The 14,994-nt window shown below is 64.0% G+C and carries 16 protein-coding genes; 12 read left to right on the top strand and 4 right to left on the bottom strand.

What is annotated here, in order from left to right:
* Nucleotides 1-76 precede the first annotated feature (76 nt).
* The 6 genes from guaA to ABIB42_RS01575 all read left to right on the top strand — a co-directional run bounded on the left by guaA (nucleotide 77) and on the right by ABIB42_RS01575 (nucleotide 8,248).
* Nucleotides 77-1,687, top strand: a complete 1,611-nt coding sequence (gene guaA, locus ABIB42_RS01600) for a glutamine-hydrolyzing GMP synthase (protein ID WP_005667663.1) — start codon at nucleotides 77-79, stop codon at nucleotides 1,685-1,687.
* Nucleotides 1,688-2,081: 394 nt separating this feature from the next.
* Nucleotides 2,082-3,476 (top strand): PD-(D/E)XK nuclease family protein, encoded by a 1,395-nt coding sequence (locus ABIB42_RS01595; RefSeq protein WP_005667660.1) that lies wholly within the window; start codon nucleotides 2,082-2,084, stop codon nucleotides 3,474-3,476.
* Nucleotides 3,477-3,565: 89 nt separating this feature from the next.
* Entirely contained in the window at nucleotides 3,566-4,162 is a 597-nt protein-coding gene (locus ABIB42_RS01590; protein ID WP_005667658.1) for a hypothetical protein, read from the top strand.
* A gap of 31 nt (nucleotides 4,163-4,193) precedes the next feature.
* The gene (locus ABIB42_RS01585) at nucleotides 4,194-5,588 is read left to right on the top strand and encodes a DUF262 domain-containing protein (protein ID WP_005667656.1); all 1,395 of its coding nucleotides are present in this window, start codon (nucleotides 4,194-4,196) and stop codon (nucleotides 5,586-5,588) included.
* A gap of 35 nt (nucleotides 5,589-5,623) precedes the next feature.
* The gene (locus tag ABIB42_RS01580) at nucleotides 5,624-7,645 is read left to right on the top strand and encodes a DUF262 domain-containing protein (RefSeq protein WP_429247777.1); all 2,022 of its coding nucleotides are present in this window, start codon (nucleotides 5,624-5,626) and stop codon (nucleotides 7,643-7,645) included.
* A 9-nt stretch (nucleotides 7,646-7,654) separates the two neighbouring features.
* On the top strand, nucleotides 7,655-8,248 hold the full coding sequence (locus ABIB42_RS01575; RefSeq protein WP_005667653.1) for a hypothetical protein: 594 nt from the start codon (nucleotides 7,655-7,657) through the stop codon (nucleotides 8,246-8,248).
* A 218-nt stretch (nucleotides 8,249-8,466) separates the two neighbouring features.
* On the opposite strand, the gene ABIB42_RS01570 is transcribed toward ABIB42_RS01575, so the two are convergent.
* Nucleotides 8,467-8,985 (bottom strand): SIR2 family NAD-dependent protein deacylase, encoded by a 519-nt coding sequence (locus ABIB42_RS01570; RefSeq protein ID WP_429247776.1) that lies wholly within the window; start codon nucleotides 8,983-8,985, stop codon nucleotides 8,467-8,469.
* Nucleotides 8,986-9,013: 28 nt separating this feature from the next.
* Between ABIB42_RS01570 and ABIB42_RS01565 the strand changes: the two genes are divergently transcribed.
* The 4 genes from ABIB42_RS01565 (at nucleotide 9,014) to ABIB42_RS01550 (ending at nucleotide 11,400) form a co-directional block, all read left to right on the top strand.
* The gene (locus ABIB42_RS01565) at nucleotides 9,014-9,634 is read left to right on the top strand and encodes an SGNH/GDSL hydrolase family protein (protein WP_429247871.1); all 621 of its coding nucleotides are present in this window, start codon (nucleotides 9,014-9,016) and stop codon (nucleotides 9,632-9,634) included.
* A gap of 94 nt (nucleotides 9,635-9,728) precedes the next feature.
* Nucleotides 9,729-10,142 carry a hypothetical protein gene (locus ABIB42_RS01560; protein WP_429247775.1) on the top strand — a complete coding sequence of 138 codons (414 nt, stop codon included), beginning with the start codon at nucleotides 9,729-9,731 and terminating at the stop codon, nucleotides 10,140-10,142.
* Entirely contained in the window at nucleotides 10,142-11,203 is a 1,062-nt protein-coding gene (locus ABIB42_RS01555; RefSeq protein WP_429247774.1) for a helix-turn-helix transcriptional regulator, read from the top strand. The genes ABIB42_RS01560 and ABIB42_RS01555 overlap by 1 nt, the downstream gene beginning before the upstream one ends.
* A gap of 35 nt (nucleotides 11,204-11,238) precedes the next feature.
* A complete protein-coding gene (locus tag ABIB42_RS01550) occupies nucleotides 11,239-11,400 on the top strand; it encodes a hypothetical protein (RefSeq protein WP_429247773.1) in 162 nt (53 codons plus the stop codon).
* A gap of 365 nt (nucleotides 11,401-11,765) precedes the next feature.
* Here ABIB42_RS01550 and ABIB42_RS01545 read toward each other — a convergent pair whose 3' ends face one another.
* The 3 genes from ABIB42_RS01545 to ABIB42_RS01535 all read right to left on the bottom strand — a co-directional run bounded on the left by ABIB42_RS01545 (nucleotide 11,766) and on the right by ABIB42_RS01535 (nucleotide 13,372).
* Nucleotides 11,766-12,425 carry a hypothetical protein gene (locus ABIB42_RS01545; protein ID WP_429247772.1) on the bottom strand — a complete coding sequence of 220 codons (660 nt, stop codon included), beginning with the start codon at nucleotides 12,423-12,425 and terminating at the stop codon, nucleotides 11,766-11,768.
* A gap of 66 nt (nucleotides 12,426-12,491) precedes the next feature.
* The gene (locus ABIB42_RS01540; protein WP_429247771.1) at nucleotides 12,492-13,193 is read right to left on the bottom strand and encodes a hypothetical protein; all 702 of its coding nucleotides are present in this window, start codon (nucleotides 13,191-13,193) and stop codon (nucleotides 12,492-12,494) included.
* Nucleotides 13,193-13,372: a hypothetical protein gene (locus ABIB42_RS01535; protein ID WP_429247770.1), complete on the bottom strand. Its 180-nt coding sequence runs from the start codon at nucleotides 13,370-13,372 to the stop codon at nucleotides 13,193-13,195. Before ABIB42_RS01535 ends, ABIB42_RS01540 begins: the two co-directional genes overlap by 1 nt.
* 219 nt (nucleotides 13,373-13,591) lie before the next feature.
* Here ABIB42_RS01535 and ABIB42_RS01530 point away from each other — a divergent pair, with 219 nt between their 5' ends.
* Both ABIB42_RS01530 and ABIB42_RS01525 read left to right on the top strand, forming a co-directional pair.
* The gene (locus tag ABIB42_RS01530) at nucleotides 13,592-14,404 is read left to right on the top strand and encodes a GTPase (protein WP_429247769.1); all 813 of its coding nucleotides are present in this window, start codon (nucleotides 13,592-13,594) and stop codon (nucleotides 14,402-14,404) included.
* 9 nt (nucleotides 14,405-14,413) lie between these two features.
* On the top strand, nucleotides 14,414-14,992 hold the full coding sequence (locus ABIB42_RS01525; RefSeq protein WP_429247768.1) for a hypothetical protein: 579 nt from the start codon (nucleotides 14,414-14,416) through the stop codon (nucleotides 14,990-14,992).
* Nucleotides 14,993-14,994 lie beyond the last annotated feature (2 nt).

Here is a 14,994-nt window from a genome sequence, read left to right as displayed (position 1 = left end):
GCCTGGACGCGTGGAAGGCGAAGCCATCCACCCCACCGAATTCCTCTCCACGAATTCCTCACCATAGACGCATCCCATGCATTCCAAAATCCTCATCCTCGATTTCGGTTCCCAGGTTACCCAGCTGATCGCGCGCCGCGTGCGCGACGCCGGCGTGTTCTCCGAAGTCTTCCCCTATGACGTCAGCGACGAGTTCGTCCGCGAATACGGCGCCTCGGGCATCATCCTCTCGGGCAGCCACAACTCGACGCTCGAAGGCGACTCGCCGCGCGCGCCGCAGGCGGTGTTCGAAGCCGGCGTCCCGGTGCTGGGCATCTGCTACGGCATGCAGACCATGGCGGCCCAGCTGGGCGGCAAGGTCGAGAACGGCCTGAAGCGCGAATTCGGCTACGCCGAAGTGCGCGCCCGCGGCCATACGGCGCTGTTGAACGGCATCAACGACTTCGTGACCGATGAAGGCCACGGCATGCTGAAGGTCTGGATGAGCCACGGCGACAAGGTGCTGGACATGCCGGAAGGCTTCAAGCTGATGGGTTCGACCGACAGCTGCCCGATCGCCGCGATGGCCGACGAAGAGCGCCGCTTCTACGCGCTGCAGTTCCACCCGGAAGTCACGCACACGACCCAGGGCGAAGCCATCATCGGCCGCTTCGTGCACGAGATCTGCGGCTGCAAGTCGGACTGGAACATGCCGGATTACATCGGCGAAGCCGTCGCCAAGATCCGCGAACAGGTGGGCACCGACGAGGTGATCCTGGGCCTGTCGGGCGGCGTCGACTCGAGCGTGGCTGCCGCGCTGATCCACCGCGCAATCGGCGACCAGCTGACCTGCGTGTTCGTCGACCACGGCCTGCTGCGCAAGGACGAAGGCAAGATGGTCATGGACATGTTCTCCAAGAACCTGGGCGTGAAAGTCGTGCGTATCGATGCCGAGGCGCAGTTCATGGGCCACCTGGCCGGCGTGACCGACCCCGAGCAGAAGCGCAAGATCATCGGCCGTGAGTTCGTCGAAGTGTTCCAGGTCGAGGCGGGCAAGCTGACCAATGCCAAGTGGCTGGCGCAGGGCACCATTTATCCGGACGTGATCGAATCGGCCGGCAAGGGTAAAAAGGGCCAGACCATCAAGAGCCACCACAATGTGGGTGGGCTGCCTGAGACCTTGAATCTGAAGCTGCTCGAGCCGCTGCGCGAGCTGTTCAAGGATGAGGTGCGCAAGTTGGGTGTCGCGCTGGGTCTGCCGCATGACATGGTGTATCGTCATCCGTTCCCTGGTCCTGGCCTGGGCGTGCGTATCCTGGGCGAGGTGAAGAAGGAGTATGCCGACCTGCTGCGCGAGGCGGATGCGATCTTCATCGAAGAGCTGCGCAATACCCCGTTCGAAGTGCCGCACGTGCCGGGCATCGATGCGGGCAAGGCGCCGGTGAACTGGTATGAGGCGACCAGCCAGGCGTTTGCGGTGTTCTTGCCGGTGAAGTCGGTCGGCGTGATGGGCGATGGCCGTACTTATGAGTATGTGGTGGCGCTGCGCGCGGTGCAGACGCTGGACTTCATGACGGCGCAGTGGGCGCATTTGCCGCATTCGTTGCTGGGCAAGGTGTCGAACCGGATCATCAATGAGGTGCGTGGGCTGAACCGTGTCGTGTACGACATTTCGGGCAAGCCGCCGGCAACGATCGAGTGGGAGTGAGTGGAGTCTATAAGTAGCTGATTTTGAAGGGAAAACTGAAGAGCCGTTGATCATTCGTACGAATAGTCAACGGCTTTTTTCATTGCCTGAAGGGGCAAGTTCGCGCATGTCCAGATGGTGCTAAGCGAAGGATTTCAATGGTATTGGACATGGTGCTGGCTTAGGGCGCTAAGCCTTGAAGCGTTCTCATACCATTCTGAAGCTCTCTCCCAATCATGGTATCGAAGAACACTTCGGTGTGAATACAGCCGGCTGCGTGATGACTGCAAGCAGGGCGTATGCTCTGCTGACAGATAGTTTCCTCCTGGAATCATTTGGGTATCTTCTGTTATGCTGTTGACCCGACAACCCGACATGTCATCGATGGACGAAGCAACAGGACAAACGAACGCCCATGATTGAAGCAATTTCCACCCACCCTGGATTCGCCAAGCTGTGCGAAGCCCTGTCAGTGTTTAATCCATTTGAGGTCCTGGGCCTCGAAACCTACGAACTGCGCCACACCAAGACCTTGGCGTGGCTGCTCGATCCCAAGGGCAGCCATAACCTGGGCACGGCCTTCGTTGAACGCTTCCTCGCCGGGTTGCCCGCTCGGCTGTCCACGCAGGTGCCCGCCAATCTCGATGCGGCGCGCGTCTTTTCCGAGCTTCCGGTCAAGGACAAGACCCTCAGGCTCGGCGATGCCGTACCGTCCGAGGCAATCGAAGCGACAGGAAAGGACAGCAGCAAGCGCATCGACGTCTACATGCAGGTCGAACCGACCTTCTTCCTCGCGATCGAAGCCAAGATCGGGGCCGATGAGCACGGCGACCAGCTGGAACACTACCGCGAGGCGGTGCAAAAGCAGGCGGCAGGACGGGCTGTGCCCGCGCTGTTGTACCTGACGCTCGACGGCGCAGAGCCGGCACAGCAGCGCGAAAGGGAATACTGGACAGCCATCAACTGGCATGACCATGTTCTCGTGCCCTTGCAGGCGACGCTGCAGGACGCGCAGCGCGGACAGGCCGGCGCCGGGCAGGCCGGTTCCAGCGTCGTGCATTTCCTGTCCGACTATGTGACGACCCTCCAGAAAGTGACCGGGTCGCGTGAGTATGCGCCGCGCGTGCTCGCCGAGGAGATCCTGACCGAAGAGACCTACGACGGTCCGCTCGGGGAAATGATCGACATGTTGCATAGTCAGGATTCCGCAGCAAAAGCCCGGCTTCGCCTGCAGCTCAAAGGGATCAAGGGTGGGCAGGAGGCTGCCAATCTGTTGCAGTCGGTCGAGGCCGATCTGCGCGCCAAAGCATGCAACACGCTCGCAAGCGGTCTCGTGCGTGATGATTGGGTGCGCATCGGAACCGGCACCAAGCGGCAAAAACAATCCGTCGACTCGACGAAGATCGACTTCATGACGAAAAAAATGGCGGCGCTGATGGGTACGGCGAAGCCACCCTTTTTCTTCAGGCTCGATATCCGGCGAACGAATACGATCGAACTGAAGCTGTTCTTCGAGAAACCCGAGCTTTTTGAACCGGGCAAGCCCCTGTCTTCGCTACAGCAAGCGTTGATGGAGTGGTCTGGCGACGAATGGGCCGGCTTGACGGCAACAACTTGGAACCTCGGCCAGGCGGTTGGAAAGGGCGGGATTGGCCAGAAAATGGCCGTGAGGACGTTCGGTGATACCTCGACGACGATCGTCAGGAGAATGCCCGACGCCGAAGCCATCAAGCCGGTGCAGGAGTGGCTTGCGAAGGTGGCCTGCTTCGTGGACCGCAAGATGGACGAGATGCTGGACGCAACTGCGTAGTTCCCATCCCGCTGCTGCCATCCGACATTGTTCGTCGCAGCAAGCCCTATCATTTGCCACTCTCCATCACGAGCGAGCCTGACGACACGATGACGACTGCTTCCAACACCCCTTTGCCGCGTCCTTTCACCCTCAACGACATCAACGTCGGCAGCAAGCTGTACGCGGTGCTTGTGCAACACGCGGCGTCCCATCCGGGAAAGTCGATTTTCTACGGCGACCTGCTCGATCGAGCCCGCACGATGTTCCACGAGGATGCGGAGGTCCAACGTGCCGTACCGGTCGGCATCGGCATGAAGCTCCTGTTCGTCCAGGTCTTCTGCAACGAGAATGGCTATCCGAACCTGGCCTGCCTAGCGGTGAACAGGCTTCGCCGAATTCCCGGCGGCGGTTTTCCGGGCGATTGGGAGCAGCAGATGCGCGAAGTCGCGGTCTTTGACTGGTCGGCAGCGCAACCCGTGCTGGATGCCTACGTGAGCGGTTCGATCAAAGCCGCGACACCGCTCGTGCCCCGCAAGGAGAAGGCGGCACGTGATTTGCTGTTCGCGCATTATCGCGAGAACCGCGATGCCTACAAGGATTTCGATCAGGACGACAAGGAGGAGATGGTCAGCCTGCTGATGGAAGGGTTCGACGTCGACATCGCCCTGCGCATGGTCCTAGACGCAAACGCGGCGCTCGCCTGAGCGAACGCCCGGCAACGAAGAAGGTGAGACGATGAAGAACGAAACCGAGCACGTCGCGCAGCCGGCCTCGCTGGGCAAGCGCATCATGAGCGTCACACAGCTGCTGTCCGAGGCCACGCTGAAGATCCCGGCGTACCAGCGCCCCTACAAATGGACCGGCAAGAACGTCCAGCAACTGTTTGGCGATATCGCGACCCACAAGGACAAGCCGTCCTACCGGCTCGGCACCATCGTCCTGCATCAGGAGAGCGGCAGCCTGAACATCGTCGACGGCCAGCAGCGCACCATCACGCTGCTGCTGACGATCCGGGCCTTGATCAAGTTGCGCATGGCGGCACTGGTGCGCACCGACCTGAAGGACCAATTGCGCAGCCTCGGTGCGAGCATGATCCAGCCGAGCTTCGAGAACGAGATATCGCAGGCGAACATCCGCAACAACTACCTTGCGATCTCGCGCGCCGTCGAACGGGCCGACTTCACGGAAGAACTGATCGACTTCCTGCTGAACCGCTGCCACGTCGTCGTGTTCGAGCTGGCCGACATTTCCGAGGCCTTCCAGTTCTTCGACTCGCAGAACGCGCGCGGGCGCGATCTCGAACCCCACGACCTGCTCAAGGCCTATCACCTGCGCGAGTTCGTCGACGACGAGCAGGTCAAGGCGAACACGGTGGCGCGCTGGGAGAACACGGAAAGCGAAGAGCTCGCCGAGCTGTTCGCCCGCTACCTGTACCGCATGCGCAACTGGTCGAAAGGGCGCTCGGCCCGCTACTTCGGCAAGGACGATACCCACCTGTTCAAGGGAGTCAACCTCGACACGACGGCGGCCTATCCGCATGCCGAGCAGCTGCGCATCGTCCACCACTTCGTCGACGCCTACAACCGGCAGTTCGAACGGAAGATCGACGGCCGCGGCATGGCCTTCCCGTTCCGCCTCGACCAGACGATCATCAACGGCCGCCGGTTCTTCGAGATGACGGCGCACTATCAGGAACGGATCGCAGCGGTCGGCGGACAAGTCGGTGAGCTCCGCAGGCTCATCGAGACCCAGTCGCTCGACGGCTTCGCGGCACGTATCGTCGAGAGCATCGACAGTTATCGCGGCAGGCACCGCACGGGCGACGGCTTCGTGCGCACGATGTTCGATTGCCTCCTGATCTGCTACATCGACAAGTTCGGGTTCGCCGACATCTCGCGTGCGATCGAGAAGATCTTCATCTGGGCCTATACGGTGCGCCTGAAAATGGAATCGGTGCAGGTCGCCACCGTGGATAACTACGTGCTCGACAATAACCTGTTCAGGGTCCTGGGCGAGGCCATTACGCCCGCGGATTTCATCAACCGCAACCTGCCCATGGTCGAGCATATCCGCTCGAGCAACACCACCGAAATCGACAAACTGTTCAAGGACATGAAGTACGCGGCATGAGTGACCAGATCTCCCAACTTTCGATCCAGGGCCTGTTGGCCGAGAACGTCGACTACGTGATCCCCATGTACCAGCGCAATTACGCCTGGGGCGAAGGCGAGATCACCCAGCTGATCCAGGACGTGATCGACTACATGCTGAAAGAGCAGTCCGCGCCGCAGAATTACTATATCGGTACGCTGGTCGTGTTCGCCCGCCAGTCTTCCGGCAAGACCGTCTACGAGACCATCGACGGCCAGCAGCGGCTGACGACCTTGTCCCTGCTGGCTTCGTACCTGAAGAACCGCGGCGAGCCTGCGCTCGCCTGGTACGACGTCCTGCGCATCCGCTTCGAAAGCCGCGAGCGCTCCCAAAAGACCTTTGCGGCAATCTTCGGCGGCGCCCTGGAGCCCGACCCGACGGGATTCCTCGCGCCGCAGGACGCGAACGAGGCCATCGTCGAAGGCTACCGGCAGATCCAGAAGATCCTGCCGCGCAAACTGAAAGACAACAAGATCACGCCCTCGGACTTTGCACGCTATCTGCTCGGGCACGTCGTCCTGATGCGCGTGTGCGTGCCGCCGCAAACCGACTTGAACCATTATTTCGAGATCATGAACAGCCGCGGCGAGCAGCTGGAAAAGCACGAGGTCCTCAAGGCACGCATGATGGAGGCCTTGCGCAAGGACCCCGACCCGGAGCGAAGCCGGCGCTGCCTGCATCTCGTCTGGGAAGCCTGCGCCAACATGGAACGCTATGTGGAAATGGGTTTTACGCCGGCGCAGCGCGACGCCGTGTTCGGGCAGGGCGATTGGGGGCGCTTCGTACCGGGCGACTTTGCCCAGTTGTGCGACGCCCTGGTCCTGCCGGCGACCGGCAAGGCCGCGCCTGGCGTAGCGCTGACCCTCGACGAGCTCATCGAGCCCGTAAAAGCGGCGAACAACGCCGGAGGCACGGCGAAAGAGAAGGGCGAAGAGGCGCCTGAGCGTTTCCACGCGGTGATCAACTTCCCCAACTTCCTGCTGCACGTATTGCGCGTCATGATCGACGACAATGTCCCGCTCGACGACAAAGCCCTGATCGCGGCATTCGACACGCACGTGTTCAAGGCCGACGACCCTGTCGCGACCATCAAGCAGTTCGTGTTCACCCTGCTGCGCTGTAAATATTTGTTCGATCACTATGTGATCAAGCGTGAATTCGCGAAAGGGACGGATGGCTGGAGCCTGAAGCGTTTCAAATGGAATGCCGCGGGCGAGTCCCGCGGTAGCGGGCGGCCGAGCTACGTGAACACATTCGGGACCGACGACAACGCGGAAGGCGAGGTCAAGGGCGAGAACCGCCGCATCCTGATGCTGCTGTTGGCGTTCCACGTGTCCACCCCGACGCGCGTGTACAAGTACTGGCTCAACGCCGCACTCAAGTACCTGCATGACGCACACCGCGTGCAAGAGGTCCAGGAAGGGGCATACCTGCGCTACTTGGAGTCGGTGGCCAGGGCTTTCGTGTTCGACCGTTACCTTGCCGGCGACGACCAGGCTGACTATTTCGAGATCATCCACGTGCGGGGCGGCCAGTGCCGGCGCCGCCGCGACGAGATTGCCGGGATCGCCGGCAGCGGGGAGGGCGGCATCGCATCGCGCCTCATGTACGGCCATATCGAGAACAACCTGGTCTTCAATTACCTGGACTATCTGCTGTGGCTGAAGCATGCCGGCGATCCCCAGGTCGCGAACTTCGAGTTCACGTTCCGCAGTTCGGTCGAGCACTACTATCCGCAAAACCCGATGGAAGGGCAGGTGCGGCTGCCTTCCCACGTGGTGGACGCGTTCGGCAACCTCTGCCTGATCAGCCACAGCAAGAATTCGCGGCTGAGCAACTTCATGCCCGCGGCAAAGAAGGAGTATTACCGCAACAACCGCATCGACAGCATCAAGCAATACCTCATGATGAAGAGTGCAGAGTGGGATGCGGACGCGATTCGCGCGCATGGCCAGGAGATGACCCGGGTCCTGGTCGGCAGCCTGGAGCAACAGGTGGACGCCCATGCTGCCGCTGCAGAAGACCCGAGCATGTAAAGGATCCCGATGAAATTCTTCCGCGCCATCCCGATCGCACAGTACACGCCGGGCGAGGAACTGCGGCGCCATCCCGGCCGGCGCTTGCCCAGCAATATTCCTTACATGGTCGACAACCTGTGGGAGTTCACGCGTCCCTCGGGGCGGCCATCGCGCCGGCATGCGGTCTATGCCAGTCCGTCGCCGGAACTTGCCTTGTCCTATGCCATTGTCGGTGGCGCAGCGCGTACCGGCTATATCGCCTGCGAGATCAGGTTTCGGAAGGACCCGGCGTTCATGCAACTGCCGGTCGAGGATGCCAAGCTGCACCCCGATATCCTCGTGCACCAGCAGTTCGTCAACCGCAAGCTCGGCAGCTGGAGCGCGCTGGCGCTCGACCGCAAAGTCGAGCTGGCGCCCTTGTTCCTGCCCGGGATCACGCGCGCGGAACTGCTAGGCGCGATGGGTACCAGCACCCTGCTCGACGAGGTCGTGCGGGAAGCGTCCGCACTCGTCACCTTCTGGTGGCTGGAAGGACGCATGCAGGAGACGGGAGAGCTGTTCTTCGAGATCGACGACGATAATGTGTACACGCTGGATCCGGTCGAGGCGCTCGCGTCCTAGCCGCCCCGCAGCCGGTACTCGCCCGGGCACGATCTCGAGCACGATTTCGTCATCGTGAAAGCTGCGTGGCCGGTACCCAGTACGGCGCCGGCTGCCGCGCCAGCCGCCCGCAGGGGCGCCGCGGCAGCGACGCCAAGCACGGATCGAGGGGATGACAGTCGATCGTGAAGACCTGGCCGCCGACGTACAGGCGATCGCCGAATACCGTGGGCATGCGATCAAGCCTGCTTTCGCCCGAGCAGGGCGTCGATCGCCGTGAGCGTCTCCAGGGCGCCGGCGGGAATGCCAATGCCGGGCATGCTGCCGGGGTCGGCCTCGCGCGGATTGATCCGGATGAGCGACCCGCCATGCCGCAATACGACCCGGTGGGCGAAATGGCGCACGGTCGGGATGTTCAGTCCGGCTCCGATCTCGATCACCACCGGACGGCGTACCTGATCCAGCCAGCCCCGGCAGCGTGCCGCCTGCAGCGCGCGCCGTTCCTCGACCCAGCCGTAATCGTCGAACATCAGAATATTCGGGCGTGCGACGGCGCCGCAGTGCGGGCAGGCAGGCAGGGGGCCGAGCAGCTCGCAGCGCGTCTCGTCGACCGCCGGCTGCAGGCCGGAGGCCGGCCACAGGGCGGGCGAGCACGGCACCAGGCATTGCAGCCGATGGATCGAACCGTGGCACTCGTCGATACGCAGCGGATCGAATCCCGCATTCTGGAAGTGGCCGTCGACATTACTCGTGAACACGAAATAGCCGTGGCGCTTCGTTTATTCGATCTTCGATAATGCCCCGTATGTCGCGGCCGGGACCGAAGTCCAGGCCTGCCTGCAATCGCTGCCGGGCCGGCCGCACCGCGTGTCGCTGCTGGCGCGCGACGGCAGCGTGCTGGTGGACATGGCGGCGCAGGTGGCGCGCCTGCGCGAGCTGCCGGAGCCTGCCGACTGGCTGGTGGCGAGCTGCGGCGGCAATGACGTGCTGGGCCTGGTCGGCGCGATGCATTCGCCGGTCAGCACGGTACTCGAGGCGGCCGAACTGCTGGCGGCCTGGCAGGCCGGCTTCCGGCACGCCTACCGCGACATGCTCGACCTGCTGCTGGCGCAGGGCACTCCGGTGGCCGTGGCGACGATCTACGACGCCGTACCCAGCCTCTCGCCCGGCCTGCGCACCACGCTGGCGCCGTTCAACGACGTGATCCTGCGCGAGGCGGTGGCGCGGCGCGTGCCGGTGCTCGACCTGCGGGTGGTGTGCACCGATGCGGGCGACTACGCGTCGTCGTCGCCGATCGAGCCGTCCGCCCAGGGCGGACAGAAGATCGCGGCTGCCATCGGGGAACTGGTGCATGCGCAGTCCCCCGCGGCGGCGCACACGCTCGTCTACGGCGGCGCTGTGCCGTAAGCAGATTCGGAGGTATTTCTTATTGGCAATATCTTTGTTAAGATTACATTTTGAACCACTGCCCCGTGGCCGCCGGCCGGCGGCCCGCACGTCCATGCCTGCACTGATCCAGCACATCGACGCGATCGCGCGCAAGAAGGGACGCGACGCCCTCTACCTCGAATTCCATCCGCAGCCCTTCAGTGAGTGGCGCGAATACCGGTTCGAAGACGACCCGGTGCGCACCGAGCTGCTGGCCTGGTTCGACGCGCACGGCGTTCCGTGGAACCGCTGCGGTCCGTTCGCCAATCCTTCGCGGATGGTGTCCTATCTCGGCCAGGTCTACCTGGACGTTCCCTACGACGAGTCCTTGCCCGGGTACTGCGCGTTGCGCGATTACCTGGAGCATCCGGACGGGACAATGCGGCATGCCGGCGTGCGCTTCTACGTCATGCCGCTCGACTATGCGATGGAGAATGCCGCGCACGACGAGCCCGGTTTCTGGGAACGCTGGGCGGAGGACTTCTGATGGCCACCAACCAGCAATCCCTGCTGCGCCAGTGGCACATGCTGCGCATGGTGCCGCGCGGCCCGCTCAAGGTATCGGCCAGGGAGCTGTGCGAGCGCCTGTGCGCGGCCGGATTCGACGTGGCCAAGCGGACGGTCGAGCGCGACCTGAAGGAGTTGTCGACGGTGTTCCCGATCGTGGTCGACAGCCGCGACAAGCCGTTCGGATGGAGCTGGCTGCGCGACGCATCGAGTTTCGACCTGCCCGGGCTGACCCTGCCCGAGGCCTTGACGCTGACGCTGGTCGAGCAGTACCTGCAGCACCATCTGCCGCCGAACGCGGTCGATGCCCTGCGCCCGCACTTCCAGTCGGCGGCCCGCACCCTGTCGGCGGTGGACGACACGGCGCCGCCGCGGGCCTGGCTGGACAAGGTGCGCAGCGTGCCGCCCCAGCAGCCGCTGCTGCCGCCGCGCATGGACGACGAATGCCAGCGCACCGTCTACATGGCGCTGATGCAGGACCGCCAGCTCAGGCTCCACTACCGCAAGCGCGATGCGGACGTCCCCACGGTCTGCGCCGCGGTCCATCCGCTGGCCGTGGTGCAGCGCGGCGGCCTGGTCTACCTGGTGTGCATGTTCGGCGGCTACGACGATGTCCGCACCATCGCCTTGCACCGGGTGCAGCAGGCCGAGGCGCTGTACGAACCGGCGCGCCGCAAGCCCGGTTTCGACGTCGACGCCTATATCGCTTCCGGACAGTTCGGCGTGATCGCGGGCGCGCCGATCACCCTGCGCGCCGTGTTCACCCGCGCTGCCGGCGAACATCTGTTCGAGACGCCGTTGAGTGGCGACCAGGTGCTGACGCCGGACGACGCCGGACGCCTGCATCTGGCCGCCACCGTCCCGAACACACGCTCGCTGGTGTGGTGGCTGCTCGGCTTCGGGGACAGGGTAGTGATCCAGGAGCCTGCGAGCCTGCGCGAGGAGCTGGCCGGCATCGCCCGGCGCATGGCGGCGGCCTACGGCGCCGGGGTGCCGCACCCGGCCGACGCGAAGCGCGAGCTGGCCGCATCTGAATTTTAAGGAAGGAAACGGGAATTCAGGAGCTTACCGACATCGTGGCAGACTATGTCCGCGGGAAGTATGCGACCGGGACCGCATGGTACACGTGGTCGTTCGACCCGGAAGAGGTGCCGGCCGGCATGGACGCACCCGGCGCCGACTGGCATGCGCGCAACGTCGCCCTCAAGCAGGAGCTGAGCGCGAAATGGCGGGCGTAGCCTGCGCACCGGGCGTCCCTCGAGCGCTACTACGTGGTGGACTGGGGAGGCGTGCGCAGCAACAGGTCCGAGACACTGGCGCTTTACCACGGCAGCGACGCGCGGACCAACATCGCGCGCGGCGACAAGGGAATTGCGAGCTGGTCGAAGGCGCTGTGCGTGCGTGATCCCCACGCGTTCGCGATCTTCGATGCGCGCGTCTCCGCCAGCCTCAACGCGCTCCAGATCATCCATCGCATCGCCGCACCGCTGCGGTTTCCCTTGCTGGCATCGCGCAATCGCGAGGTCGTGCGGGGATCGGCGCTCCTGCGCCGGCATTTCCAGCAGCATGCCTGGCCGCGTGTGGACAAGGGCTTCTACGACGCCTACCTGGGATTGTGCAAGGCGGTGGGCGAGCGCATCGGTCCTGCCGGCGCGCCGATGCCGGTGTATACGGTCGAGATGGCGCTGTTTGCGCATACCGAGGAGCTGCTAGGGAAGGCCTTCCCCGGCGCCGCATGAGCCGCGGCGCCCCCTTGGTGACGCCTGCCGCCTAGACGAGCAGGGTGGCCAGGCAGCGCTCGGCCCTGCTTGACAGCACCAGTTCGACGGCCATCTGCGCCCGGGTCAGCGCGACGAACAGGCGGCGCCGCCTCGCCGAGCTCGGCGAAGTCCATCTCGGTGATCACCACGGCCGGCGCGCTCTGGCCCTTGAAGCGGTACACCGATTCGACCAGCAGCTCCCCCTTGCTCCAGCGCGGCTCGCCGCCGGCGTCGTACTCGCCGGTGAAGCGCCGGGTGAGATGCGGACCGATGCCGACCCGGTTCAACAGCGCCGACTTCTCGCCGCCGCGGCCGGAGACGACGGCAATGTCGGCCAGGGCGAAGCCGCGCGCCAGCAAGGCGGCCACCGCGTCCTCGGTCCGGGCCAGCAGTTCCTGGTCGGATGCGTAGGTCCGGATGCCGGGGAGCTCGCCGCGGTAGGGATTCAGGGCGCGGATCGGCGGGCGCACCAGTGCCAGTGCGTTGATCAGGTCGCAGATCACCTGCGGGCTGCGGAAGTTGTCGCTGCAATGGACCGTGACCGCGTCGCCCAGCTCGAAACCGTCCTGTCAATACAGGCGCTGGGCCTCGTCTTCCAGTACGTACAGCCTACCCTCGGGCTTGAGGCGGCTGCACAGGCTTTCCACCCAGCCCGCGTCGAAGTCCTGGGCCTCGTCGCTGACCAGCAGGTCCAGGCCTTGCGTGAAGTCGGCGCTGGCGGCGACGTAGTGTTCGGCCATGCGCTCGAACGCGTCCGGCGAAAAGTCGGGGGCGCCCTGGCAGCGCCGGTAGTGGTCGACGCACAGCTCATGGAAGTTGACCACCTCGACCTTCGGCGAGGCCAGCCGGCGGACGTGGTCGGCCAGGCTGCGGTTGTAGCAGACATAGCAAGCATTCAGGCGCTCGGCGGCGGCCGTCTCGAGCAGTTGCAGCGCGAGCTGGGTCTTGCCGGAGCCCGCTGTGGCCTGGATGCGGAAGATCCCCGTCGGCGACCCGGTGCGCGGCACCCAGGTCGCGAGGCCGTCCGCGAGGCGCCGCACCGTGCCGAGCAGCTGGTCGCGCATCACCTCCAGGTTGGGCGTGACCTGGAACTGATTGAGCAGCAAGCGGCGCAGGGCCGTGCGGTCGACCGTGGCGCCGCCGGCCGCGAACCACTGCCGGACCGTCGACACCATGTTGTCGTAGCCGGCTGCGTCGATGATCCGGTCGCGCGGGATCGAGATCACCTGGCTGTCGCCGAGTTCGTAGTCGGGCAGCACCAGGCAGCTCATCAGGGGCGTTTCGAGGCCGCCTCCTTGAGCCGGTTCTGCATCGCCACCCGCTGCAGGCGGCCCTGGCGCGCGACGTCGCATTCGCCGTCCCCGTAGAGCTTGAAGATCTCGCCGTTGCGCAGCACGACCGGGCCCGCCTTCACTTCCATCAGCAGCAGGGAGCCGTCCGGAGACAGCAACTCATCCGTTACCGCACAAGTACAACGATGCCGCGACAACGCTTGTCGCCAGACCAGTGATGATGTGTCGATACAACAATTTACCCGCCACGCGTATTTTGCGGGCGAATGTCGTCTGCATATGGACAAAGTTTCCAATATGAAATTCTGTTCGATAAAATAGAACACTTATATTCGTTAAAGACATATTGCATTTTTGAAATAGGGAGCGCGGTTCGGATGACATATCAAGAAATTCAAATGAAGGTCGGCGCGCTGGCGTCCGACAAGCCAGCGCAGAAACCCGTCGTGGTCGCCTATGGCTTGATGAATGCAGGCAAGAGCTTCTTGATGAACATGCTGACCCAGCATGTCGAGCAAGAATTCTTCAAGACAAACGACGTGCGCGAGACCGTGGTGAACGCACGGTATGAGGGCGACGAGTGCGTGTTCCTCGATACGCCCGGGCTCGACGCGACGGAGGAAGACGACGAGCATGCGCAGCGCGGCGCCCGCGAAGGCGACATCGTGCTGTTCGTGCACCAGCCGCAGGGCGAACTCGAAGCCGTCGAGCTCAGCTTCCTCGAGGCATTGCGGGACACGCTCGACGAGCATGCCTCCAGCAACATCGTGGTGGTACTGAGCAAGATTGACAAGGAAGCCGCCGAGAAGATCGACCTCATCGAGCAGCGCGTTGCGGAGCAATGCGCAGAGGCGCTCGGTTTCGCGCCGCGCATCTTCCGCGTTTCCGGCAAGCGTCACCAGGACGGCATCCGCAAGGGGCATGCGGTGCTGGCAGCCGCCAGCGGTATCGACGCGCTGGCGGCCCACCTGCGCCAGCTGGCCGGGGACGTGCGCGCGGTGCGTGCGCGTAAGCGGGCCCTGCAGATCGACGCCCTGCTGGCGCAGGTCGCGCAAGGCCGCCGCAGCGCGCAGCAGGAGCGGGAAGCCCTGCGGGATGCGGTCACGGCGGGTTTCGCCGCCTTCAACGAGCAGGTCGCGCAGCTGCGCCGTCACCTCGACGCCAGCGCGGCTGAATATAAAAAGATATAAGGAACCCCTATGGCATTACCCTGGTTAATTGGCGCCGCAGTCGTCGGCCTCGGCGCGGCGATCGTGAAAGCAGTCAGCGACGATGATTCGTCGAGCAGCAGTTCCAGCAGCGTCGACGTCGGTGAGGAGCGCCGCCGCCGTGAGGCGGCGGCATTGAAGCAGCTCGAGCAGGAACGCGAAAAGAAGCGCTCCAATGCCCGCGTCCTGTTCGCCGAAGGCGGCGCGCGCCTTGGCGACAGCCTGTCGGAAGCCCTCGACGGCGTGGCCGACGTTGCGGAAACCCGCTCGCCATCCTTCGTTGCCAGGCTCGGCGCCAACGGTTATACCCTGCCGCCCGCCGAGCCGATGCGCGCGGAGGGGATCAAGCATGCGCTGCGCGAGGCCTTCCCACCCAAGGATGCCGCCATCACGCGCATCGCTGGCAACCTCGACTTCTATACCCGTGCCTACGACGTGCGCCTGCAGGGGAGCCGGAAGCTGTACCAGAAGTTCGCGCGGGTCGAGGCGCTGGACGGCAAGGTCACGGCATGGGACGAGATCGAGCAGCAGTTGCTGGCGATGAAGGCCGACGCCACGCCGGCTGCATGAAG

The organism is Massilia sp. UYP32 (assembly GCF_050434365.1).
In the GTDB taxonomy this organism is placed as follows: Bacteria; Pseudomonadota; Gammaproteobacteria; order Burkholderiales; family Burkholderiaceae_D; genus Telluria; species Telluria timonae.
The sequence above is the reverse complement of the archived record's forward strand: the minus strand, read 5'-3'. Positions and strand labels throughout refer to the sequence as shown.

Coding starts and splice junctions, on each gene's coding strand:
- ABIB42_RS01555 (WP_429247774.1), top strand. CDS start 10,142: ATGGCCACCAACCAGCAATCCCTGCTGCGCCAGTGGCACATGCTGCGC.
- ABIB42_RS01590 (WP_005667658.1), top strand. CDS start 3,566: ATGACGACTGCTTCCAACACCCCTTTGCCGCGTCCTTTCACCCTCAAC.
- ABIB42_RS01525 (WP_429247768.1), top strand. CDS start 14,414: ATGGCATTACCCTGGTTAATTGGCGCCGCAGTCGTCGGCCTCGGCGCG.
- ABIB42_RS01585 (WP_005667656.1), top strand. CDS start 4,194: ATGAAGAACGAAACCGAGCACGTCGCGCAGCCGGCCTCGCTGGGCAAG.
- ABIB42_RS01575 (WP_005667653.1), top strand. CDS start 7,655: ATGAAATTCTTCCGCGCCATCCCGATCGCACAGTACACGCCGGGCGAG.
- guaA (WP_005667663.1), top strand. CDS start 77: ATGCATTCCAAAATCCTCATCCTCGATTTCGGTTCCCAGGTTACCCAG.
- ABIB42_RS01560 (WP_429247775.1), top strand. CDS start 9,729: ATGCCTGCACTGATCCAGCACATCGACGCGATCGCGCGCAAGAAGGGA.
- ABIB42_RS01595 (WP_005667660.1), top strand. CDS start 2,082: ATGATTGAAGCAATTTCCACCCACCCTGGATTCGCCAAGCTGTGCGAA.
- ABIB42_RS01530 (WP_429247769.1), top strand. CDS start 13,592: ATGACATATCAAGAAATTCAAATGAAGGTCGGCGCGCTGGCGTCCGAC.
- ABIB42_RS01540 (WP_429247771.1), bottom strand. CDS start 13,193: ATGAGCTGCCTGGTGCTGCCCGACTACGAACTCGGCGACAGCCAGGTG.